We start from the raw sequence: 24,736 nt of genomic DNA, 5'->3' as shown, positions 1-24,736 counted from the left end.
TGTTTTTCGGATAATATTCTTTTTCTCGTTGATTTATTTTAAGTTTTTTGTTAATGGTTAAATCCGTATTTTATATAAAAGCTTTAATATCTCTGTTTTCGTGCTTTTAAATGGTCATGGCAGGTTAGGTAAATGTAAAATAAGCGGAAGATAGCATTGTCGATAAAATACATTAAACATGATAGAGAATAAGCCGTTTTTAGTAACTCTGTGCCTTTTCAAAATCTGGGATTAATGGATACCTGTTTTTTTACCCTTAGCTCACTAATCACTGAAAAAACAGCTTGCCGATCGACCAAAAAGGGAAAACAAGTAAAAAGAGAAAGTTCACCATATTAAAAAGATGACAAATCTGTGAAGCGATTCTCATTCCGAGTATTGTAGTGATATTACTCAATCTCGTCTTTTGTCGATTCTATTTCTCAATGGATCCCAAATAGGAGGCATCCAGTCAATCAGTTATAACGACACCTGTTCTATATCGAATAGTTTTACTGCCTGAGTTTTCATTGAGTTGTTGAATGTTTTATCCGGTGTATTGCAGCTAATCCAGCGGTTTTACCCGGCACACCCAGAGTTTCCCCGTTATCCCCAATCAGTTTGGCCCCTTCCGCATTCATCTGGTTACCGATATGGTTCAATAACGATTCAAAACGCACATCCCCACCTGCGGAAAGCCGCATATCACTGCCGGATGTTAAATTTGTGCCGGATGTCAACAGGTTACCTGTCGCCGTTAAGGTGAGATTGTGGGCGGCGTTGATGGCACCGGTTGCATACCGGTAGTGTTGATCTTCATCGGGCTATCCTGCCCACGATATCGCCCCCCGCATTGAGTTGCAGCTGATCACCCGCAGTGATTTGGGTGATGGATCCCGCTAAATCGGCGACACGCAACAGGCTTTCTGACGTGGGGGGGACGGGACATATCGATATCGTGACCGGCGCTTAATGTGACTTGTTGCCCGGCATTGAGTATGCCGGCGGCGATAGCCGGATGAAGGGGATAAACGGCGGTAAGGTAAATTAAAAGATAACTCGTGGCCCTGATCACCGGGGTGTTGCGCTTATCCATCGTACTTTCTCTTTTCTTAAGTTAATCGGGCTTTGGTGATAAAACGGTAATCTTTCCATAGAAAATATTGATAATTTGATAGTGACATAAGAAAACTATTCTAATGTGTGATTATTTGTCTGTCTGAATGGATAGTACGAAATGTGATCAAAATCGGGTTGTTTAATCCTGATAATGGGGAATTCGATGTATTAAATGCTGGAAAGTGGCGATACGGGCCTCACATCGTTTTTCTGTATCCAGAGAGACATTCATCATGTAATGTCTGTACCGAATCCCAGATTGAACACTTTGCGGGTATCTATCATCTCGCAGGCACTGATGACAGATAGTTGCTGTCAGCGCAGGTATTGCAACGAAAGCTATTAACCGTGCTGCGAGTGAGAGTTTCCCATCATAAATTTCATGTTATCACCTGATATTCTGCTTGGACCAATCAAGCTTATGATCGCCTGAGAATGTCAGCGCTGGTGTCGCTCCGTGACAGTGATACGGGCCTGTTTTATTGGAGAAGATTATGGCGAGTCATACATCCGATTATCGTACAGATGTCCGCATTATTGCGCATATACCGCTTAATACTTCTGATGGCGACAGATTGTATTTCAGAAAATTAACGGGTAGTGAATCATTGTCGCAGCTGTATCAGTTTAAAGTAGAGTTTCTTTGTACACGTAATGATCTCGATATGAAGTCATTATTAGGTAAGAGTATGGCTCTGGAGATCCCGTTGGCACAGGGCGGTTCTCGCTTCCTGCATGGTGATATTACACGTATTGAATATATTGGACATCATTTACAGGAAGAAAACGATAAATTATATATTTTCACTCTGCATCCTTCCTTATGGTATTTGACACAAAACCGTGACTGTCGTATTTGGCAGGGACAGAGTGTGCCGGATATTATTGCCGCGCTATTGGCAGAATATCATATCAATATAGAAAACCGTCTCAGTAGCCATTATCGTCAATGGGAGTATTGTGTCCAATATCAGGAAAGTGCTTTTGACTTTATCAGTCGATTAATGGAACACGAAGGCATCTACTATTATTTCAGTCATCATGAAAAGGGACATACTTTAATTCTGGCTGATTCGCCAAATGCACATCGTCCATTTAACGATGACTATGCTCATATTCCCTATTTAGCTGCACAGCCCGGCGTTGTTGATCATCAGGAAGGTATTATGTGCTGGAGTACAGCACAGGAAATTACGCCGCGAGTGTATACACTGGATGATTACGATTTTCGCAAGCCTCGGGCGCATTTATTGGAAGTGTGCAGCAATCCTGCGTCGTTTGCGGTTAATAAGGCGGATGTTTTCGAATGGCCGGGACGTTATATCGATAATCAGCACGGTCAGTTTTATGCGCAAATCCGTCAACAAGCGTTTGAAGCGCAGCAGCAGCAGATGTACGGCAATACGACGGCGTGTGGATTGGCTCCGGGATGCACTTTTACCCTGCAAAACAACCCTTGTCCACCTGATACACCGTCTTTTCTGGTGACTCATGTGGAATATGAGCTGTATGACTGTACGCTGTATGACGAGTCGAATGGGATTCCTCAGGACAAAGGGCCGTTCCGGGCTGCATTCCACGCGGTACCGGCTGATGTTGTCTGGCGCCCGCAGCGAATAACGCCCTGGCCGAAAACCTGTGGCCCCCAAACGGCGGAAGTCGCTGGTCCGGCGGGAGAAAGCATCTGGACCGATAAGTACGGTCGCGTCAAATTGAAATTCCGCTGGGATAGATACGGTCATCCGGATGATCGAAGTTCCTGTTGGGTGCGTGTTTCCAGCAGTTGGGCCGGTTGGAAATATGGCAGCTTACAGATCCCCCGGATCGGTGAAGAGGTGGTGGTTGATTTTATTAACGGCGATCCGGATCGCCCGCTGGTCACTGGACGGGTTTACAACGAGGAGTGTATGCCGCCCTGGCAGCTACCCGATGATGCTACCCGGATGGGGTTTATGAGCCGCAGCAAGAAAGGAGGGGTAGAAAATGCCAGTTTTCTGTTTCTCGAAGATGCGCCGGGGCGTGAATCATTCACCATGCACGCTGAACGCGACATGAATATCTCTGTTGAGCACGATAAAAATATCACTGTCGATGGTGTCTTAGCCCAGGAGATAAAAGGCGAAACTCATCTCAAACATCATGGTATGTGCAATACCCTGAAAATGATGCCGGATATGCAAACTTTCCGGTTGGGGAAAACGGCCATTATTGCTGCCGGTGGGCGTGCGGATTTTATTGCCGGTGGCAAGTATGAACGTGTCCATGGTAAATCAGAGACGCAGGCCAGCCAGAGTATCAGCCAGCATGCCGGAGGAAACATCAGCCATCATGCGCGGGGCAATATCCTGTTCGATGCCGGTAAGCAAATAATCTATGGCGACAGCCTGTATCTCAACAAAGAAAGCAGTGATGCCGATAATCAGGCGCAGAAGAAGTTAACGACATTACAGGGATTGACACCTGAGGAAGCCGCGGATCAGAAAGCATCGGAACAGCAACAGCAGCAGAAAATCCCGACCTCAGTGATTTATAAGAAAGGTGTCAATGTTGAGATAAATGGCGTTGATCAGCAGCGCGTGGATAAAGATCAAAAAGTAGAAATTAAGGGAGCGGTAACACGGAGTATTGCGGGTAGCTGGCAAGAGCATGTTAAAGATAACCTGAAAATTCAGGCGGATGCTGATGCTCATCTTAACTGTGGCGGTGAAGTGTGCATCGAAACCAAAGATATGGTGCATAAAATTGAAGGCCATATAGAAACTCATGCCGGCAATACTTTGACCGTCTGTGGCACGACGGAAAGTGTCAATATGCTCAACTATACCAACTCTTCTGTTGCCATGAAAAATGAAGGCGTGGTGATGTCGAATAACATGCTGAACATCGGTAATACCACCCTGCATATGTCAACCAGTACCCTTAGCCTCAGTATGGGCCAGATAAATATCAATGCCGTGGCACTGAATCTGAGCCTCAGCGGTTTAAGTATTTTTATCTGACGTACCAAGATAGGAGAACCGATGATGAAAATCATGAAACCTCTGCGACTGGGCGTTTTGCATCGTCCGTGGCGCTGGCAGCAGCAAAACTATCTGGGGGTGGCTGTGATGGCGCTGACGGATATGAGTGATTCGCCACAAATCAGGCCGGAACCGGAGCTGTGGCAATTGGTTGCGCAAGAGTTACAAAGTACCGGTGGGGTGCTGGATCTTTCTATTCCTAAACCCTGTGCGGAATTTTTTGCTACCGGTTACGCCTGGACAAACCATCAGCAGCAAAAAGAGGCTTGCATGGTGAGAATTCAGGTTGCCGATAAAGAAAAAAGTTTGATGGTGTTTGGTGATCGCTACTGGCAGAACGGACATCCTTCATCGCCCCAGCCGTTCGAGAAGATGCACCTTGATTGGAAAAATGCGTTCGGCGGTAGCCGTATTGCGGAAAATCCATTAGGTAAGGGAGATGAACCTATTACCCGTGACGGGATATTGTGGCATCTATTACCTAACGTCGAACATCCCGATCAACTTCTGCATTCAGTGCACCAGCGTGTTCAGCCCGCCAGTTTCGCACCATTGGATTTTAGTTGGCCGCAACGCAGTCGTTTAATGGGGAAAAAATACGATAAGCAGTGGCTGGCGCATGAATTCCCCGGCTTTGCCCGTGATACAGACTGGCACCTATTCAATATGGCCGGGCAGGATCAATGGTGGGATGGGAAACCCGCTTTGCCGTCGGGCGCCACCTGGCGTATTTGGAATATGCATCCAACTCAGACGGTACAACAGGGAACGTTACCGCGCTGGCAGGCTCGCTGTTTTATTACCCGCCAGCGTGGTGAAGAAATGCGCCTTGAGGAGATCCATTTACGTGCTACCACGGTATGGTTTATGCCTCATTTGGAACGGATGGTGCTTATTTGGCATGGTGCTTGCCCGATTAATGAAGATGATGCTGTGGATGTACATCAAATTCTGGTGGCAATGGAGTTAGCACAGTCAGAGCGCCCGGTTGCCCATTATCAGCATGTGATGGCGCAACGGGCAGAGAAAGAGAAGGGCGCTCTTTTTACTCTACGGGAGCAGGATTTGATGGATGAAAGCCTGATTGCGCCTTGGATAGATAATGACGTACAGGTTACGCCCAGTGCGTTGGCGGAGACTATGACAAGGCGTGAAATCTATTTGCGCCGACAGCATCAGGCGAGAAGCCAGGGGCAACAGCAGGATATCAATCAACTGCTTGCCGAGTTGCCGCAGAAAGAGGGAAAAGCACTGACTGCCGATCAATTACCGGATCTGGTTGCCAGCCTGGAGAGACAGGCAGAACGTATACAACAGCGGGTTCAGCAAAAAAATGCTGCGTATGCGGCGGCTGAACGAGCCAGTACTTCCCCGGCTGGCCCTGCAAGCTACTACCGTATGCTGGATCTGTTATACAAGCAGTCACAAAAAACGCCGGGATCCCAGACACCGGAGGCACTGAAACGCACGCACCGTAGTTTACATCAGATGTATCGGCTATCAGCGGATACGCGGCCGCCGGCTGCGCGGTTGCAAGGTGATCAGGCGGAAGTGTTACGTCGTCATGTGATCGCTTGCATGGCAACAAAACGGGATCTGAGTGGTATGGATCTGACCGGCGCGGATCTTTCTGGTTTGGATCTTCGTCAGGCCAATTTACAGCGTACTCTGTTAGAAAATACCAATCTGGATAACTGTTGTTTGGATGAAGCCGATCTGAGTGAAGCTATGTTGGCTTATGCTTCATTGAACAATACTTCGCTAAAGGCCGCTTGTCTGGATAATGCCTCCCTGATTGGAGCACGGTGTCATAACAGTTATTTTACCGGAGCATGCCTTGGTGGTGTGTCGCTGGAGCAGGCTGAACTGGTCATGTGTGATTTTTCCCAGGCTGCTTTGAGTGATATTTTGTTGCGGCAGTGTACGCTGCATCATTGTCACTTCTTTCAGGCACGACTGGAAAACTGCCTGTTTATGGATCTGACGCCGGAAGAGTTGGATTTCAGTCATGCGCATTTGACGCGTATGACGGTCATCAATGGTGGTTTTACTGCGGTACGTTTCAACCATGCCGTGATGGAGAGTTGTACTTTTCTGGACAGCGCACTGGATCATGCCCAATACCAGCATGCACATTTAGAAAGTTGTGTGTTTACCGGTAAAACTCATATTCGTGCCGGTCTGTTCCAGCATGCGCGGCTGACCAGTTGTAACTTCCGCCTCATCGTGCTTGAAGCGGCTGATTTTTCAGAGGCCATATTGCAGAACTGTGATTTTAGCGAAGCGGATCTCAGTTTTGCCCAAATGCGCGCCGTTAATGGCTGTCATTCTCTGTTCATTCGTACCCGGCTGACCAATAGTTTTTTGCAAGACGCCAATCTGATGGGGGCATTACTGCAAAAGTCTCATTTAGCCGGAGCGGATTTGCGTCGTGCCAATCTGTTTCGTGCCGATATTTCTCAATCCAGTGTTGATGTGAATACTCAGTTACAGGGTGCTCTGCTTGATCAGTGCAAAACCCTGCCTTGTGCCGGCGGGAAATTAATATGAAAACTTTAACCTCAGAACAATTGAGTGCGCTGATTTCGCAAGGGGAAATTATTCAAGATACATGCCTGACGAGTGATTTGCTGGCAGGGAGAGATCTTGCCGGTATGGTGTTTATCAATGTTGTCTTTGACAGCGTTGATTTCAGTTATTGCCGGCTTGATGAAACTGTATTTCAGCAGTGTCAGCTATCATCTGTCTCTTTTCAGGGAATGACGCTGAAAGGGTGTTCGTTTCAGCAATGTATCTTGTCGCAAGCCTGTTTTGATCTCGCTCATCTGGATAACTGCATCTTTAATGACTGCCAGTTGGAACAACTTTCTTTGCAAAATGTCGATCTTGGCCGTACCTATTTCATCGCTTCCCATCTTAATCGTGTGCGTTTTATCGATAGCACGCTTGATAAAGTCATACTGCATGACAGTGACATTTGTCATGGCGTTATGCATAACTGCCGTTGCCAGAGCTTGACGCTGTTCGGCATGGATCTGCGCAAGATCACCTTTACAGGCAGTTATTTTGAACGGGGGGTGTTTGCACATTGCGATCTGCGCAAAGGACAGTTTCAGGGGCTGACCTTTTTGGCCTGCCAGTTTACCGATAACCGGCTGGATCACGCCGATTTCCGGCAGGCGATATTGACGCAAAGCTGTTTTAAAGGTGCATCGTTACGCGGTGCCTGTTTGAATGAGGTACAGGCCGAAGGCGCGTTGTTTATTGAAAGTGATTTACGTGAAGCACAGTGCCGACAGGCAAAAATCAATCACGGGCAGTTTATTGCTGCCCGTCTGCATCAGGCTGATTTCTCCCATAGCACGTTAGTACAAAGCCAGTGGCGCTATGCGCAAGCGGATGGCTGTTTTCTTGTGGCCTGCGATTTGAGCTATGCCGATTTCAGTTGGGCGGATATCAGTAATGCTGATCTGCGTCAGGCGCGTTTTAAGCGCACGTTGATGCACCGGGCCTGCCAGCGGGGCAGCCAATTTTCCGATCGTCAGGGCATTTTGGAACAAGATGACGCACTGTTTGCGGCAGAGACGTGGAGTGCGCGCAGTTAGCGCTATTAATCATGAGGTTATCCTATGAACGCAACACAAAAAGCATTTCCATTAGAGATTAATCTTCCTCAACAGGCCGTGGGGCAAGTCGTCAATACATTGCCAATAGGGGATGTGATCGTGGAGTATCAGCAGCGTGGCTGGCAATGCAGTGTTGCCATAAGTTGTTTGCTGATGCCACAGATCAGTGACGAGGTGCTGATTTGCAGTGACGATAGCCAGCGGCTATGGGTGCTGGCGGTGTTAAGCCGCGCTGATGAACAGCAGCCGGTGACGCTCAGTGTTCCGGGGGATTTGCATATCGCTCCGCAAGGAGAGCTGATGCTCCATAGCGCTGAACAGATCAGTATTGATAGTCAATCTGTACAGATCACAGCGCAACAGAGTGATTGTCATATTACCCATATGCGTTACAGCGGTGATGAGTTGACGGCGTGGGTCAATGTGGCCTGTTTGCTTGGCCGGCGCGTGGAAGCATTGTGGAAAACCGTGGTGCAAATTAGCCAGCGCGTATTGCGTAAGGTCGAACAGACAGAACATGTGCGTGTTGGGCAACTGGATTGTCAGGCCCGTGATTATGTCCGTTTGCATGCACGTAATACCATTATTACCTCGCAGGCGGTGACAAAAGTGGACTCTGAACAGATTCATATAGGCTGAACGATGAGCAGAATATCAGAGAAAAACACCGGAGAACGCAGAGCTTCGGCGATATATACCGGTTATCAGACCTTTCCTATGTTGCTTGAACGTCTGACAGAAAACGGCAATGGCCGGGAAGAGGTATCGTATGGCGGCTGCGTCCGGCAGTATCGTCTGTCAGTACTGCATAATTTGCAGGCGCTATTTAACTGCGACCATTATTCCTCTGGCACTGATCTCTCATCATGGCCGAATGTTAGTACCAGTACCTTGAATTTTGGTATCCGGGCACTGGCGGGAAAGTTTGTTTCTCAGGTGAGCTGGGAAAGTATTGAGTACACGATACGTGAAGCCATTATTTATTTCGAACCGCGCATTATGCCGCAGGAATTAATTATCACGGGTATGCAGGGTAATCAGGAACTGGATGTTCACAATATTCTCTGCTTTGAAATCCGGGGGCATTTGCGGGGTTCTCCCCGCCCATTAGCATTTACTTTCAGCAGCCATGTTGATCTGGAAAACGGGCGTTTTGAGCTGGTGGATGGAGGGTAAATCATGCATGAAAAACTACTGGAGTATTACAACCGTGAGCTGGCATGGTTGCGTGAAATGGGGGATGAGTTTGCTCGCCATTATCCTGGTGTGGCCGGGCGATTAGGGATGCAGGGCAATGAAGTGACCGATCCTTACGTTGAGCGTTTGCTGGAGGGCGTCGCTTTTCTGACTTCGCGTATTCAGCTCAAGATGGATGCTGAATTTCCGCGTTTCTCCGCCCAGTTACTGGAAGCGCTTTATCCTAACTATCTTGCGGGTTTGCCTTCAATGGCAATTGTGGAATTACAGCCCGACCCCACTAAAGGGGATCTGAGTAAAGGTTTTCTGGTGCCTCGTGGTTCACTGATGGAAAACCCGGCATTGAAAAAAAAGGGACTCAGTTGCCGTTACCGTACAGCACAGGATGTGAGCTTGCAGCCGTTGCGTTTATCACTGGTAGAGTTGGGCGGTGTACCTGCGGATATCCCTCTTTCCGCGTTTGGTGGTGCTGAGGTACAGGGTGCTTTGCGTATTCAACTATCGTGTTTTGATAATGTGTCACTGGGCGAATTGCAATGTGATGAGCTGATGTTCTACCTCAGTGGCGGTGATGTTCCCGCCTTACAACTGCTGGAATTATTGATGGCGCACTGTCAGGGGGTGTTGTGCCATATTCCCGGCAGTTCGGTGCAACGGTTATTGCTACCGCCACAGGCATTGTGTCATGAGGGCTTTGCTCCTGAGCAGGCATTATTGCCGGTTGATTTGCGCAATGTCGAAGCGTATCGCTTGTTACAGGAATACTTTGCTTTTCCGGCCCGTTTCCAGTTTTTCAGCATTAGTGGTTTACAGCCACTGCTGGCACAGGCAGGCAAGCGACAGTGCTTGGAAATTCAGATCTTGTTGGATGTGCGTTCGCCACAATTGGAAAAGGTGGTGGATATTAGCCATCTGGCTTTGCATTGTACCCCTGTCATCAATCTTTTTCCGCGTACTGCCGAACCGATGACGATCAATGAGCAGCAACATGAATACCATGTGGTGGTTGATAACATGCGTCCGCTTGATTATGAGGTTTTTTCCGTCACAGCATTACGCGGTATTGGTAGCCAGCATGACGGTGACGAGCGCTATATTTTTCATCCGCTTTATCACACGCCGCATGATGATGCATTGGTTAATGCGGGGTATTTTTCTATCCGCCGTGAATCACGTTTGCTGCCACAGAATATGAACCGCTATGGTATGCGTTCTGATTATCTTGGCAGTGAGGTTTATCTCTCTCTGGCGGATGAGCATCATCCGCCCTGGCGCAGTGATTTGAAATACCTCAGTGCGGAAGTTCTGTGTACCAACCGTGATCTGCCGCTATTGCTGCAACGACAGGCTCAGGAGAACCTGGTGATGCAGGATTCGGTTCCCGTCTCTGCGGTGCGGTTGCGCAAAGGTCCCAGTGAACCCCGCCCGGCTCTGGCAGAGAGCCGGGTTTGCTGGCAGTTGATCAATCAGTTACAGCTTAACTACTTTAGTTTGCAGGATTGCGCCACTGAACAGGGTGAAACGGAATTACGGCGGCTATTACGTTTTCATGCCAGTCAGGCGGATGCGGTTATTGCACAGCAGATTAGTGGTATCCGGTGTTGTCGATTGCAAGCGCAACATCGTCATATGACTGGTATGCCACTGTTTCGACGTGGAATTAGTGTGCAGTTGGAGGTAGACGAACAGGCATTTTCTGGTCGATCCCCTTGGTTAATGGGGAGTGTTCTGGCGCACCTGTTTAGCCGTTTGGTGACGGTGAACAGTTTTGCCGAAACGACGTTGTCCAGTGTGCAGCGGGGAACGATCGGGTTCTGGTCGGGGTGTGACGGCGTGAGGGCATTGCTATGAAGATATTCGCTATACATGCCGACAATCAGATCGTACAGGCCGGGGAGAAAGCGCATACCGCGTCATCTGCACTTGGTGATCATTTTTGGACAGCAAGAGAAAAAGCGCCGTGGGATTTCGATCTGTTTCAGTTGTTGCGGCGTATTGATGCACAGTCAGGCGCACCTTATCCATTGGGGCGTTCACCTTTACCGCGCTATGAGCCATTGCGTCTGGGGCAACAGCCGGCATTGTACTTTGCGCCGGCAGAAATTGCGGCTATCGTGCCTTATCCAGATGGCATCCACTATCAGATTAATATCAATAACTTTGGTCTGTTTGGCCCGAATGGCCCTCTGCCTTTACATGTCACAGAATTTGCCTGGCAACGTCAGAAGCAACATAAAGATTATGCTCTGAGTGCCTTTTTCAATCTGTTTCAGCATCGTTTGATAACGCTATTCTGGCGGGCATGGGCGGATGCCCAGCCTTGTCTCTCCTTTGATCGTAGTGACAACCACCGTTTCGACCATTTTTTTGCCAGCCTGATCGGCATGGGTCACGTTTCAGGTTACCGCCTCCGGCAGGAGCGGACACATCACTATATGGCCGGGCACCTGAGCCGCTATCCGCGTAATAAAGATGGTTTGCTGTGTTTACTGCGTTACCACTTTGGCTTGCCGGTGACGTTACATGAAAATCAGTTTCACTGGCTGGCGATTGACCGTGATGAACAGTTGCGGTTGCATAACGGTCATGGCGGTGCCCGGTTAGGGAATACTGCTCGTCTCGGTATCGCTGTGGCTGATGTGCAATATGCATTTTGTCTGGAACTTGGCCCGCTCTCTTGGTCGGCATATCAGCGTTTTTTGCCATCTTCACGGTTTACAACATCCAATTGTGATGATCTCCGGCAATTGTGTGACTGGGTTCGGGGTTATGTCGGCCTTGAATATACTTGGAAGCTCAGAATCACGCTGGATCATCAATATTATCAGGGATGTTCATTAGGAGGCCATCAGTCGCTGGGGCAGAGTTGTTGGTTAGGATTTAACATCTCCCATCACGATCGCAGTGATCTCTGTTTCCGTCCGGATAACGCTGCGTAGTCATAGCAGACTGCACCTGTTTTCTTTTCTATTTTTCTTTTCTATCAATATGGACGAGGGTTCTATGTCGGATATCAATCGCCAGTCACTGTTTAATAAACTTAATCCGCCATTGTTTAGTGCTCTGGAAAGCGCCAGCGTATTTTGTAAACTGCGGGGCAATCCTTATGTTGAATTGGCGCACTGGTTGCATCAACTGATGCAGCAGAAGGCGGGTGATTTGCAACAAATCATAGGCCACTTTGCACTGGATGAGCAGCAAATGGCACAGGATATCGTTCGCTCTCTGGATGCATTGCCGCGCGGAGCCAGCGCGATTTCTGATCTCTCTGCCCATATTGACGAGGCAGTGGAACGGGCTTGGGTGTGTAGTTCAGTTACCTTTGTGTCAGACGAGATTCGTGGTGCACATCTATTGCTGGCATTGTTAACCACCTTTAATCTGCGTCAGCATCTGTTAGCTATTTCTGCTCAGTTTGCCTGTATTAACGCAGAAAGTTTGGCACAGGATTTGAATCGCATCCTGCATGACAGTACGGAAAACAGTTCTCAGAAAACAATGGCAGAGGCTGAAAATCGCCAACCGGCGTCAGAGAGTGCGTTGCAATGTTATGCGCAGGATATGACCGCATTGGCGCGAGCCGGGCGAATTGATCCGGTTGTCGGGCGGGATAAAGAGATCCGCCAACTGGTTGATATTCTGCTGCGCCGCAGGCAGAACAATCCGCTGATTACCGGTGAGGCGGGGGTGGGTAAAACGGCGCTGGTGGAAGGATTGGCGCTACGCATTGCATCGGGTGATTTGCCGCCGTCATTGTGCCATGTTCAGCTTTGGTCATTGGATATTGGCCGTTTGGCGGCAGGTGCCGGAATGAAGGGAGAATTTGAGGCGCGTTTACAGGCGGTCATTAATGAAGTTCAGCAAAGTTCGGTTCCCATTATTCTGTTTATTGATGAAATTCATATGTTGATTGGCGCTGGAGGGGCGCAAGGGGTGGGTGACGCGGCTAACTTGTTGAAACCGGCACTGGCGCGTGGACAGTTGCGTACCATTGGTGCGACTACCTGGGGGGAATACAAAAAACATATTGAAAAAGATCCGGCACTAACGCGACGTTTTCAGGTGTTGCAGGTCGAACAGCCGGACGAAGCGCAGGCTTTACAGATGATACGCAGTCTGTCCGCAAAGCTAGAACAGCATCATAGCGTGTTATTACTGGATGAGGCATTGGAAGCCGCGGTATCGCTCTCCCATCGCTATATCCCGGCTCGCCAGTTGCCCGATAAAGCCATCGCCCTGCTTGATACCACTTGCGCACGGGTAGCTGTCAGCCAGCACAGTCTGCCGGCGGTATTGGAAGATTATCATCGTCAGCTTGATGCACTCCAGATTGAATATGAGATTGTCTGCCGTGAGCAGCAACTGGGTGGTGATCATTGTGCTCGCTTGGCAAAACTTGACGACCAGCGCCATCAATTGCAGGCAGAAGAGCAGCAAATGGCACAGCGTTGGCAGGATGAAATGACGTTGGCTCAACAAATTATCAGTTTACGCCAGCAACTGATTTCTGGTGATGAAATACCGACGGATGATGCACAGCGTTTGGTCTGGCAGGCACAATTACAGGATTGCCGGCAACAGTTGAGTTTATTGCAGGGGGAGCAGCCATTAATTGCGGTCGCGGTGGACGCACACAGCGTTGCTGCTGTGGTTGCGGATTGGACCGGTATTCCGCTTGGCCGGATGGTGAAGAATGAGATCAATGTTGTCCAGAATCTGGAACACAGCCTTGGGCAGCGGGTGATTGGTCAACAACATGCGTTAAGTATTATCAGTGAACGGGTGCGTACAGCGCGTGCCCATCTGGGTGATCCCAATAAACCTGTGGGGGTATTTCTGCTATGTGGCCCTTCCGGGGTCGGGAAGACCGAAACGGCGCTGGCGTTGGCTGAAAGTCTGTATGGTGGTGAGCAGAATCTGATTACCATCAATATGAGTGAGTTTCAGGAGCCACACAGCGTATCAACCTTGAAAGGGGCACCGCCGGGATATGTCGGCTATGGTGAAGGTGGTGTGTTAACGGAGGCGGTTCGACGACGTCCATATAGTCTGGTGTTACTTGATGAGGTGGAAAAGGCACATCCTGATGTGCATGAACTGTTTTTTCAGGTATTCGATAAAGGCTGGATGGAAGACGGTGAAGGCCGTCGCATTGATTTCCGTAATACGCTGATCATATTGACCTCGAATATTGGCAGTCAGGAAGTTATCAGGGCTTGTACCCGGCAGGAGGGTTTGCCGGATGTGGAAACGCTGACGCAACAGTTACGTCAACCACTGTTACGGACGTTTCCCGCCGCTCTGCTTGGCCGTCTGACGATCATTCCTTTTTTATCATTGAGTAACGAAGTACTGGAAAATATTGTGCAACTGCAATTGGCGCGGATAGTACAACGTCTGTGGGAAAATTATGGGATTGAGGCACAATTTGACCACAGTGTGACGCAACAGATTATGGCCTGTTGTATGGAACAGGAATCAGGTGCCCGCAGGATCGATTCGATCATTACAAATATTTTGTTGCCGCGGATAAGTCGCAGGTTGCTTACCGCAACGATGGAGAACCAGCATTATTCACAATTAGATGTGATTTGGGAAAATGCGGTATTTCAGTGTCATTTTTGTTGAGCAATTGTCTTTCAACTTAAGCCGTGTGAATGGATTTGTCTCACGGCTTATTTGTTTTTATCATCGCATTAAGCATGACGAGTAGTTTACGCATGCAAGCAATGATCGCCACTTATGTTGTACTTACCGGCATCTTTACTTGGCAAACTTTTTAAGGTGGGGTTTCAGTATTCTCATGCTGGTTATTGTTTAAATAGATGGAAGAAGAATTTGTAAAGTATTTTGTATTTAATCAGGAAGTAGGTGTTGGTATTAAACGTATTAGTACATAGTCACTGACCGTGAAATATTATGAAGAATAAGTATCGAAAAGTCATATAAATAGTAAAACACAGGTCTTGTTGGCGGAAAAACTTAATTGGGCAAGTAAAGGCGAAATGGATCAAAAGAGGCTTCCTTTTGGGAAACCTCTTTTGAAAACCTTCGCATTCCTGAAATCCTACCATTGATCTGTTCTTGGTTGAGCCAGGGTTTAGTACTAACAGCCGTACTTCCTGTTTTCAACAGAAGGGCCACTGATAGAAGAGCTTAATTCATACGGTTTCTTAGAGTTGTGAGCATCAGGAAAAATGCAAATGTCGGTCGAGTAAGCGAAGAATGTGGATAGATTCAGCTAGCTTGCTCTCCAATTTCGGCTGATTTGCGGATAACCACCATCCCATATAGCAATAAACTCATCCAGACGCTGCAACGCTATTTCTTCCGTTGTGGTCTATAGGCCAGTGGGAGCATTTATTGGAACACTTCCAGGATCAGCAACATCGTGGGCGGGCTGAGGAACCAAGGGGGACACCGTGGACGATGACACCCTGGCACAAGGTGAGATGACCGTTAAGATAAGACTGGTCACCTATTTGGATACATTCAGATATGGAATATCCGTCCACCTCCTTCGGGCAGTTCAACGGCCAGACTCAGTTTCCCGCCCATCGCTTCAATATAACGTTTCAGTGTTGCCAGCTTAACGTCATTACCTCTTTGCTCAATTTGAGCTATGGCTGGTTGGCTTACTCCCATCGTTTCTGCCAAGGACTTTTGTGATAATTGCAATTCTTCCCGCATTAGCTGTAATCCAGTTTCCAGAATCATTTCTTCCGCCATTTCTTTAATTCGGGCTTGGCTCTCTGGCGAACGGGCAGCTATAGCATCACGTAATGTTTTCATTTCTTTTCCTCCATCGCGGCTAAATGTGCGGTAAATTCTTCATCCGCAATGCGGATCATCGTATCGTAAAACCGTTTGTCGTTACTTTTGTCACCGGCACACAGCACGATGGCTTGTCGTTTGGGATCGAAAGCAAAGAATGTGCGTACCGGACGACCTGAATACTGTATGCGTAGCTCTTTCATGTTGTTATGTCTGGAGCCTTTTACTGTATCGGCATAAGGGCGGGATAGTTTCGGGCCATATATTTCAAGGTTAGTCAGATCGGCCAGCACCTTTTCCTGCATCCCTTCTTCTTGCTCTTGCAACCAAGTGTTAAAACCTTGAGGTTAAAACTACTGCCCACAAAATCCAATCCTCATAAGCTATAACTTATGTTATATAATATAAGCCATGGCTTATATTTTCAACCCTTTTGCCACTTTTCACCGATCTCCGTGCCTTGTTTAGCATTCCTCACTACTCAGATCACCGTTCTCTCCGAAACACCTGTGAGTCTGGCCGTATCTCTATTGTGTAGATACCTATGCCTCAAGGACGATATTTCTCAGAGGCTGACTATGATAGTGGCATCATTAATGGAACAAAATTATCGCCCGTTTTATTAATCATCGCTGCTGTCGAAAGCAGCATTCAGCTTCTGTTGGTAAACACTAAGAAAAAAAGCGTTGAATAGTGTTGGCGACTGTTGACGTATCTCTTCGGCGGTTTGTTGATAGCGGTCAGTAAAGTTATCCCATAACTTTGCTTTACGGTGCTGCGTGCCATTCATGTGCCAGAAGTATGCCGCAGGGACGCTGTTTTCGTCATAGGATGGGTCAAAGCGACTGATGATGGCGTTAAGACAATAAAAAAGCGCTTCTTTCATTGCCTGCTCATGCCCGTCCGGTATTTGATATGTCTGTGGTGCAGTCATGTCGTTGGCTGTCGCTGTTGGCGGCTCTTTCTGGAACAAACATAACGGATCAAGTTGTTTTACTTGTTCTTCCCATAACTGTAGCGGTGTGACAGAAAGGCGAGGGGGCTGTTGAAACAGGGGATGACTGCCGGCACTATGACGTTGGGCCGTAAAAAGTTGTATTGGATCGATGGAGCGTGTAGCGAGTTGATCAAGGGATAGCGTGGGCTCTGTCCTTTGTTCCGGTAACATAAAATCTGCTGGAGAAAGTTGATCGCGTGTTTCTGAACTTTTTTCTGTGGGCGCTGTTTCATTTAATTCTTCCCATAGCGCCCCGGAAAAATTGGTTGTCATTTCCTGTTCGGCAAAATGATCTTTTGCTGTCTCTATTTCATTGACGATCAGGTTATAGTCGCCAATCTGGAGCTGATTATTTTCTTGCAGAGAGGTGGTTTCTCCACGCGCTAATGGAATATTATTAATCATCATGAAAGCAGTTCCAATATTAGTAATAGTGCAGGCACCTTGGGTAGAAATATGTACACTGGCTTGTAATGCCGAAATACAACCGTTCGGATTTGGTAATACAAAATGATTATTTTCGCTGGTACCGATAGTTCCACCTGGAGGATAGAAAATATGACTACTATTTTCTATCCCCTTGTCTGATGGAATATTGACAAGGGTTATTTTCATAACAACGTCGCTTATTATCTTGAGTCATCACTTAACCTTCCGCCACAAAAAAGTATGCAGTATCCTAATGGACACGAACATATCGTATTCCGGGCGGGAGGTTATTTTTTTACTGACTTAGTTGTCAGTGAGTATTTTATTATTTACTGATGTTCTTTTGGGTATCCCAATTAAATTCCACCTCAGCGCCACTTTTTCCTTCGTTATCCTGTTCCTTATAAACTACTTTGGCAATATTCGGTGAGAAGCTGTATTTCACACCGATAGTGCCGGGCATAATGGCAGCTGAACCTTCTGTCAGATGCGGAATATCGCGGTTAAAATCAACCAGTTCGATGCTATCAAGTAATGCACTGCCCAACGTAATGGTGGTGAACTCCTGTTGTTCTCCTCCAGCTTTGCGCATAGTTAATTTCACTTCAGGAAGATGTGCCCCCTGCGCTAATTTCTGCATTAACGTTGGCATTGCTTTATCCATACGGGCATAGACCACCAAAGAATGAACTTTAGCTCTTCCACTTCCGCCACCGCCGCCGCTACCGGTTTCTACCGGCTGTGACAGCTTCCATTCAAAGGTATGCACATCAATGCCGTTGGGGTGATTGCTGTCTTTGCATTCACCGGAAATATCTTTGATATCTAAATAGATGCTGTTATTCATAATCGTATTCCTTATTCATTCAGTGACTTGCAGAATTAACCACCACTCTGTTTTAAGGAGGGCAGTTTTGATACCAACCGCAGGGAAACCGTCAATCCCTCCAGTTGATAATGGGGACGCAGGAAGAATTTGGCCTGGTAATAGCCGGGGTTATCTTCCTGCTCGTTGACTTGTACTTCGGCAGCCGCCAGCGGTTTGCGCGCTTTGGTCTGTTGTGAGGAGTTGGCGGGATCGCCATCAACATAGTTGATGATCCATTTATTCAGCCAGCGTTCAATCTCATCGCGACTCTGGAATGAACCCACTTTGTCACGCACGATACATTTCAGATAATGTGCAAATCGGCAGCAGGCAAACAGATAAGGTAAGCGAGCAGCCAGATTAGCGTTTGCCGTGGCATCAGCATCCATATACTCCGCCGGTTTTTGCAGTGATTGAGCGCCGATAAACGCGGCAAAATCAGAGTTTTTGCGGTAAACCAACGGGATAAAACCGTTTTTTGCTAATTCCGCTTCACGGCGGTCACTGATGGCAATCTCTGTCGGACATTTGATATCTAAACCGCCATCATCCGTCGGGAAGGTGTGACATATCAGTTTATCTACCGCTCCACCTGACTCGACGCCCCGGATGGATGCGCACCAACCATATTCTTTAAAGGAACGGTTAATATTCACCGCCATCGCATAGGCTGCGTTGCTCCACACATAGTTACTGTGCGTGGCTCCTGCGGTTTTTTCTTCAAAATCGAATCCTTCAACCGGATTGGTGCTAATACCGTAAGGTAAGCGAGCCAAAAAACGCGGCATAACCAAACCAATGTAACGGGCATCTTCTGATTCACGCAGGCTACGCCAGGAGGCGTATTCGGTATTGAGAAAGATTTTGCTCAAATCGCGCGGATTTGCCAATTCCTGCCAGGTTTCCATCTGCATAACTCCAGGTGAGGCGCTGCTGATGAAAGGGCAGTGAGCAGCAGCAGCGATACGGGCCATTTCTCCTAACATTTCGACATCTTGCGGATTGTGATCGAAATAGTAATCGCCTACCAGGCAGCCGAGCGGCTCTCCACCGAATTGACCATACTCTTCTTCATAAATCCGCTTGAAAACTGGGCTCTGATCCCAGGCGGTTCCTTTATAGCGTTTCAGTGTGCGTCCCAATTCTTTCTTTTCGACGCTCATAATCCGTATTTTCAGCATGTCGCTGGTTTCGGTATTGCTCACCAGATAGAGCAGACCACGCCATGCGCCCTCCAGAGTTTGAAAATCAGGATGATGGAGAATTTCATTGATCTGCTGAGAGAGTTTGTTATCAATGGCGGCAATCAGCGCCTGAATGGTGCTGAAAGTGTCGCTCGATAAGGTCAGGCTGTTTTCCAGAGCCTGATGGGCCAGGGTTTTCACCGCGTTTTCCACGGCAAGACGAGCCTGATCTGTTTTAGGACGAAACTCTTTCCTGAGCAGAGCACTGAGTTCACCTTGATTGTAACCGGTAGCCTGAGTTTCACTGGCAGCATTGATTTCAGATTGGCTCATTAGTGCCTCCTTGATCTTGTTCTGCGACTGGATCGGTGGATTCTTCATTATTCAGCGGTGCGGTACTGAGCGATTTCAGCAATTCAGGATTTTGCAGGATAGAGGCGATCAGCTCTTCGGCCCCGCTTTTGCCATCCATATAGGACAGCAGGTTGGCGAGCTGAGTACGTGCTTCCAGGAGCTGATTAAGGGGTTCTACCTGGCGTGCTATCGCATCCGGCAGAAAATCATCCATCGTGTTGAACGTGAGGGCGACCTGGATCTTGCCTTCACCGCTCAGGGTGTTGTCCACCGGAAAGGCAACACTTGGGTGCAGTGATTTCATGCGGTCATCGAAATTATCAACATCAATGTCGAGGAATTTTCGCTGACTGAGCGGAGGAAGTTGATCGGCAGATTTTCCGGCTAAATCCGACATGACCCCCATGACAAAAGGCAGTTGAACCTTACGTTCATCACCGTATAGTTCGACGTCGTATTCAATTTGTACTCGTGGAGCACGGTTACGGGCGATGAATTTTTGCCCGCTGTTTGATCCTGACATAATATTCTCCATCGATAAAATCAGTGGTTATGGATAATTGGCGGAGTACAACAGCCTTGTTTTCTACCTACGTTATGTGTGATTTTTACGGCCAAAAAAGTGTTCAAGTTGATCGATGGCCTCTGGTGCAAGGTTGCTCATAATGCTCATAAAATCCTGGCTAATCAGGTGTTGTATCCGCTCAATCATCAGTGGTGCCGGATGACTGGATTCATGTAATAGAAAGTACTGTCGCACTGCTTCCAGCGCCTGTTGAGCTTGTTCACGATTTTGGATACCGGATGTTTGCCAGCGGTTGGATACCTTTGGTTGATACTCATTGCTGCCATTGTCCGGCAGAGAATGCCCGCTATCCTCTGTCGTTTGAACCGTACTGGATTGGGGAGCGAGAAGCTGAGCCAGACAATGAAGCGTCGCCATCTGGCGGCGCATATCGGGTAGTCCGCTGTCGCCAAGATGGCCGCGTAGTGTGTTAAACAAGCATTGAAGGGTGTTTGTTATTTGTGGGATCAACTTAGTGGCCGGTACTTCACTTTGTCGTAATTCAGCCATCAGAAGATCGATCCCACCGGGAAATGGGCTCTCCTCTGTATTGCTGCCATCCAGGCATTTCATCACATCCGCCATTGTGAGAATGATCCCATTCAGACGGGCAAATTCGCAGAGGCGTACCTGTTTAGCCAGTGCAAAACCATCACCCAGCCCCTGTAGAGCGTTGATACGCATCAGCGGATCCGGTTCACCATCCAGCACTGCGGCTGGCCACAATGTTTCCCAATAACGTGTGACCATCTGTTCCAATAACACAAGACCTTGTGCATATCCTGCCAGACCGTGTTGGCGGCACCAGGCTTGGATCAGCAAGATGATGATGTGCAGATCTTTGCTGCGCGCCAGCAGAGCCAGTGCGCTTTTCTCTATCTGGCGCCAGTCAGGTTCCTGTGTCGGAATGATAAAGTCGCCAAATTGCTGTTCGGCTTTTCCTTGCGCCAGTTGGATCAGGTGTATGAATTCAGCACTGTACTCCAGATCTTCTCCACAAGGGTGTTCCTGGCTGACCGGGTTAAGTAAAGATGCGATATCCATTAAGATTCTCCTTATGGTTTGATACAGGTAAATTCCGGTATGACAAACGGGTTGTGTATGCTGTCGGGGGTGAGTATCAATGTGGCTTGATGTCCTGCCAGATTGAAGGTGATCCGGTAATGCATGCTGTCTTCCCGAACCCACTTTCCGGCGTCAATCAGCCTGTTTAATGCCCAGGGCCCCGAGGTTTCCAGTGATTTGGTTTTGCCATTTGCCAGCAATATGGTGAGTTTGGCTGTACCGGTGTTGTTACTGCTGGGCCAGGTGAAGTACCAGGGTGTCAGGGGACCGTGGCTGTAGCTGACACGCTGATCGTTAAGTGTTAACGACAGGGTAAGAATATCGTTATCCATTTGCAGCGGCTGCAAGGTAAGAGAGAATGAAGGCTGTGAAGAGGCCGTACTAAAGAATGCATCCCGGATAAATTGCGCCTGCCGGAATGTTTTCAGCAGTGATTGATCTTCCTGTTTGGTGCTGCCCAGTGCCCAGGGGAAAAAGCGCCATTCATCACCCTGAGTGTTGACTTTATCCGCCAGATATTGATTAAAAAAGCGATCAATCAACCCTTGATTCGGCGCAAACATATGCGCCATATCATCAGGTGCAATATCACGTTTGCTGTAGTGGGACAGTGGATAACGTCCGGCAATTGCTTCACGGCAGAAGTCACTGAGTTGTGCTCCGGCGAGTTGGTGTATGCGTGAAACAGCCTGTTGTTGTGTATCGCCTTTTGCACCCTGCGTCATATCCATGATCATGCTGCGGAACGGCACCGGCAGACGACCGGCGTCAGCCTGTAATTGTGTCAGTATGGTGTCGGAAGAGGATGCGGTGCTTTCGCCATTTTCCTGTAAAGCGGTGAGGTAGCGATACAGATCACCCAGTTTTTTGAATAGATCGTCAAAGGCAATGGTATCGCTATGATCGCCCTGTGGACGAGCGAGATCGAGCAGGTCGCGGTAGTGGTTTCTGACAATCTGTTCTGGTGAAGGCAGTGCAGGGGGAGGGCTGACAGCCGGAAACAGGTTTTGCAGTTTACGGGTTGCTTCATCATTCAATTGCTGGCCTAGTTGTGTGAGTTTGCCGTTATCTTCCGGTGGAGAGAGTGCGACAATGCGGCTGGTATTGATCAGCAGATTGCGCAAAGGGGAATGGGCCCCGGAGAGAATACGGACATTATTAATACGCTGGTTCAGACTATGGGCTGGAATTAGGGCGATATCATTGAGAAATGTATCCCATTCCAACATAAAATCACTTATATAAAGCTGGCGCACCTGGTAAGTCGCATCCGGTTTTTCCTGTACCTGCGACGGTATATTGAGGACCCAGTGATCAGTGTCATGCAGTGCTTTTACCGTATCATCTACTTGTGCAATCAGGCCGTGCCAGTATCCGTCTGGTGTAAAGAAGCCGGGGATTGCCGCAGTATCCGGCAGGGCACTTTTTCGTTTTAACACCAATTCAGCTTGAGAACCGGCCAAATCAATCAGATTGACGGATTTAAAACGTCCGTTATTGATCACTCTTTTTTTGATGCTGGTATAAACCCGCTGGGAAAATGTGGAGCGCATGATATTTTTTATCGCCTCCTGTATCAGTTGCTGATCTTTGCGCTGGGACCAGGCAGGCTGATTCTGATTCAGTAGTTGATAGAGATGCATCTGGAGTGCTTCGCGCTGTGTCTCATCCAATTTTTCACTACCGGGGATATGAGACAGGTTCAGCATCAGCCAGGCAGTAAGGAATTTGCCGTCGTAATGTTGTGGTTGAAATAGCATCTGGTAGGCTTTCAGCGCCTCGTAGGTTGATTCGTTGCTATCGCCATCGGTTTGCTGGCGTAAAATGCTCTCGACTTGCTGTGTCACCAGCGGCAGCAATAAATTTTTTAACGCATGCTGATAAACAGGATAGCTCGTGCTGTTCAGTTGAGGGCCCCGATACAGCCCCATGCCATAAACCAATGAGGGGCTGTCCGAATCAATTTGGTGATTTGCGGTGAGTGACTGTAGTTGTGTTAAATATTGGATCAAGTGGGGTAGATCACGGGTTGATGGTTGGCTCAGTGCCTGTCCCTGCCGTTCCAGCACTGGGAGCCGGGCCATAATTTGTGCCAGATAGCTGTTATTATTGTGATAACTGGTTAGTAACAGTACGCAGATCCCGGCCATTAAAGAGAGTAATAAACTACATCCTATCAATAGGGCAAAGCGTTGGCGTAATGCATACATGCGGTTGATACCGGCTAGCCCGCTTTCAGCCAAAATGACTTTTTGAAATAACTCTCTCAGGAAGTAACTGCGGGCAGTGCGGCTGGTTACTTTGCTATCGTTGTTGCTTACAGAAGAGAGCGCATAACTGTAGTCAAACAGATTATTCTGCATAACGCCGTTGTTGTGCCATGATTCCCCTTTTTTTTGATTGGCGCTGGTGAAATAGAGGCCGTGTGGTAACCACGGCCGATCAAAGCCAGAGGTGGCGAAAATAATACTCAAATAACGCATCAGCACCGGACGCAGGGTTGCAAATGCCTGCGGGAAGGCGAAGCTTTGTTCCCGCTGAGTGATATCTTGCTGAGTTAATAAGGTATCCGTCAGTGCGGCATCCAGACGTTGTTGCAGGTGGTTGTACTGTTCATCCAGCATCTGTTGTAAATCAGTATGAGAATGCAATTCCTGTTGCCAGGGGAAGGTAAAGCCCCAGACCTGATCCAGCTCTTCGCCGTAAAAATGGCTGAAATAGCTGCTGAATCCTGGCAGGAGATCGGTTTTGGTGATCATCACGTAGATGGGAAAGTCAATTTTCAGTTGCAAACGCAGGTCCATCAGTCGCTTACGCAGCAGTAAAGCTTGATGGTATTGAGCGTCATTATCCTGTTGCAGTAGATCCTGCACACTGATTGCCAGAATAACGGCGTTGATTGGCTGGCGTGGACGATAACGTTTTAACAGTTTCAATAAAATCTGCCACAGGGGATTACCTTCTTTAAGGTATTCTCCGGCGGGGCTAAGGATGATGCCTTGAAAAGTGAAATACCATGAGCAGTGTGATTCGGCGCTGGTTTCAGGAAAGGCAAACTGACTGGGATAGGTTGTGTGGTAGAAATCTAATCCTGAGTTCAGCAAGGCTTTGTCTTTGCCGCATCCTTGGGTACCCAGAACCAGATACCAAGGCAGATGATAGAGATAGAGTTTGCCCAGACGTGTGGTTAACCGTTCACCATTCAGACGCAGCCCGCGTTTAATCAGGATTGCTGCCTGTTTAAAGCTGTCCGTCAGGGACTGAGCGGCACTGCGGGTTGTTGGTGTGACGACATTGCTGACATGGTGTAAGCGGCGGCGCAAACGGCCATTTAGCCAAACCTGATAAAGAAAAGGTAACAGCCGTAGTAACAACCACAGCGAAATTAGCACGGTAATGGCGATTTGGCGTTGCGTTTCCGTCATCAGTGGATGCAGATCGCCGATGGCGATAAATGGCCCCATGATCCAGATGAGCAGACACAATGCGGCAACAATGAGTGCTCCCCAAAACAGGCGACTGGTGATAATCGCGATAAATGCTTTCAACATTTTCTTTC

18 protein-coding genes are annotated in these 24,736 nt (G+C 48.1%); 8 read left to right on the top strand and 10 right to left on the bottom strand.

Annotated elements, in window-relative coordinates:
* Window positions 1–506: 506 nt before the first annotated feature.
* Window positions 507–764 (bottom strand): DUF637 domain-containing protein, encoded by a 258-nt coding sequence (locus tag PTE_RS07535; protein ID WP_110742832.1) that lies wholly within the window; start codon window positions 762–764, stop codon window positions 507–509.
* 83 nt (window positions 765–847) lie between these two features.
* Entirely contained in the window at window positions 848–1,075 is a 228-nt protein-coding gene (locus PTE_RS25440) for a hypothetical protein (RefSeq protein WP_131601452.1), read from the bottom strand.
* Between the two features lie 517 nt (window positions 1,076–1,592).
* Here PTE_RS25440 and PTE_RS22725 point away from each other — a divergent pair.
* From PTE_RS22725 to tssH, 8 genes are all read left to right on the top strand, one after another.
* Entirely contained in the window at window positions 1,593–4,097 is a 2,505-nt protein-coding gene (locus PTE_RS22725) for a type VI secretion system Vgr family protein (RefSeq protein WP_051477260.1), read from the top strand.
* A 21-nt stretch (window positions 4,098–4,118) separates the two neighbouring features.
* A complete protein-coding gene (locus PTE_RS07525; protein ID WP_051477257.1) occupies window positions 4,119–6,668 on the top strand; it encodes a DUF2169 family type VI secretion system accessory protein in 2,550 nt (849 codons plus the stop codon).
* A complete protein-coding gene (locus PTE_RS07520) occupies window positions 6,665–7,723 on the top strand; it encodes a pentapeptide repeat-containing protein (protein ID WP_036844607.1) in 1,059 nt (352 codons plus the stop codon). Before PTE_RS07525 ends, PTE_RS07520 begins: the two co-directional genes overlap by 4 nt.
* 24 nt (window positions 7,724–7,747) lie before the next feature.
* Window positions 7,748–8,383 carry a DUF3540 domain-containing protein gene (locus tag PTE_RS07515; protein WP_051477255.1) on the top strand — a complete coding sequence of 212 codons (636 nt, stop codon included), beginning with the start codon at window positions 7,748–7,750 and terminating at the stop codon, window positions 8,381–8,383.
* 3 nt (window positions 8,384–8,386) lie between these two features.
* Window positions 8,387–8,920, top strand: a complete 534-nt coding sequence (locus PTE_RS07510; protein WP_051477253.1) for a GPW/gp25 family protein — start codon at window positions 8,387–8,389, stop codon at window positions 8,918–8,920.
* Window positions 8,921–8,923: 3 nt separating this feature from the next.
* A complete protein-coding gene (gene tssF / locus PTE_RS07505) occupies window positions 8,924–10,792 on the top strand; it encodes a type VI secretion system baseplate subunit TssF (protein WP_036844605.1) in 1,869 nt (622 codons plus the stop codon).
* Entirely contained in the window at window positions 10,789–11,880 is a 1,092-nt protein-coding gene (gene tssG / locus PTE_RS07500; protein ID WP_081738177.1) for a type VI secretion system baseplate subunit TssG, read from the top strand. The genes tssF and tssG overlap by 4 nt, the downstream gene beginning before the upstream one ends.
* Before the next feature lie 64 nt (window positions 11,881–11,944).
* Window positions 11,945–14,569: a type VI secretion system ATPase TssH gene (tssH, locus tag PTE_RS07495; protein WP_036844603.1), complete on the top strand. Its 2,625-nt coding sequence runs from the start codon at window positions 11,945–11,947 to the stop codon at window positions 14,567–14,569.
* A gap of 864 nt (window positions 14,570–15,433) precedes the next feature.
* Here tssH and PTE_RS07490 read toward each other — a convergent pair.
* The 8 genes from PTE_RS07490 to tssM form a co-directional block, all read right to left on the bottom strand.
* Window positions 15,434–15,733, bottom strand: coding sequence for a helix-turn-helix domain-containing protein (locus tag PTE_RS07490; RefSeq protein WP_021324192.1), 300 nt, complete (start codon window positions 15,731–15,733; stop codon window positions 15,434–15,436).
* Window positions 15,730–16,020, bottom strand: coding sequence for a type II toxin-antitoxin system RelE/ParE family toxin (locus tag PTE_RS07485; protein WP_051477251.1), 291 nt, complete (start codon window positions 16,018–16,020; stop codon window positions 15,730–15,732). Before PTE_RS07485 ends, PTE_RS07490 begins: the two co-directional genes overlap by 4 nt.
* A gap of 317 nt (window positions 16,021–16,337) precedes the next feature.
* Window positions 16,338–17,327, bottom strand: coding sequence for a type VI secretion system-associated FHA domain protein (locus PTE_RS07480; RefSeq protein ID WP_036844599.1), 990 nt, complete (start codon window positions 17,325–17,327; stop codon window positions 16,338–16,340).
* Window positions 17,328–17,466: 139 nt separating this feature from the next.
* Window positions 17,467–17,988, bottom strand: a complete 522-nt coding sequence (locus PTE_RS07475) for an Hcp family type VI secretion system effector (RefSeq protein WP_036844597.1) — start codon at window positions 17,986–17,988, stop codon at window positions 17,467–17,469.
* Window positions 17,989–18,023: 35 nt separating this feature from the next.
* Window positions 18,024–19,526 carry a type VI secretion system contractile sheath large subunit gene (gene tssC / locus PTE_RS07470; protein WP_036844595.1) on the bottom strand — a complete coding sequence of 501 codons (1,503 nt, stop codon included), beginning with the start codon at window positions 19,524–19,526 and terminating at the stop codon, window positions 18,024–18,026.
* On the bottom strand, window positions 19,513–20,070 hold the full coding sequence (gene tssB / locus PTE_RS07465; RefSeq protein WP_036844591.1) for a type VI secretion system contractile sheath small subunit: 558 nt from the start codon (window positions 20,068–20,070) through the stop codon (window positions 19,513–19,515). Before tssB ends, tssC begins: the two co-directional genes overlap by 14 nt.
* A 72-nt stretch (window positions 20,071–20,142) precedes the next feature.
* Window positions 20,143–21,156: a type VI secretion system protein TssA gene (gene tssA / locus PTE_RS07460; RefSeq protein WP_036844588.1), complete on the bottom strand. Its 1,014-nt coding sequence runs from the start codon at window positions 21,154–21,156 to the stop codon at window positions 20,143–20,145.
* Between the two features lie 11 nt (window positions 21,157–21,167).
* Window positions 21,168–24,728: a type VI secretion system membrane subunit TssM gene (gene tssM, locus PTE_RS07455; RefSeq protein WP_036844585.1), complete on the bottom strand. Its 3,561-nt coding sequence runs from the start codon at window positions 24,726–24,728 to the stop codon at window positions 21,168–21,170.
* Between the last annotated feature and the right edge of the window lie 8 nt (window positions 24,729–24,736).

The organism is Photorhabdus khanii NC19 (genome assembly GCF_000517265.1).
Classification (GTDB): Bacteria; Pseudomonadota; Gammaproteobacteria; order Enterobacterales; family Enterobacteriaceae; genus Photorhabdus; species Photorhabdus khanii.
Note: the sequence above shows the minus strand (reverse complement) of the source record. Positions and strands in the feature narration are given on the sequence as shown.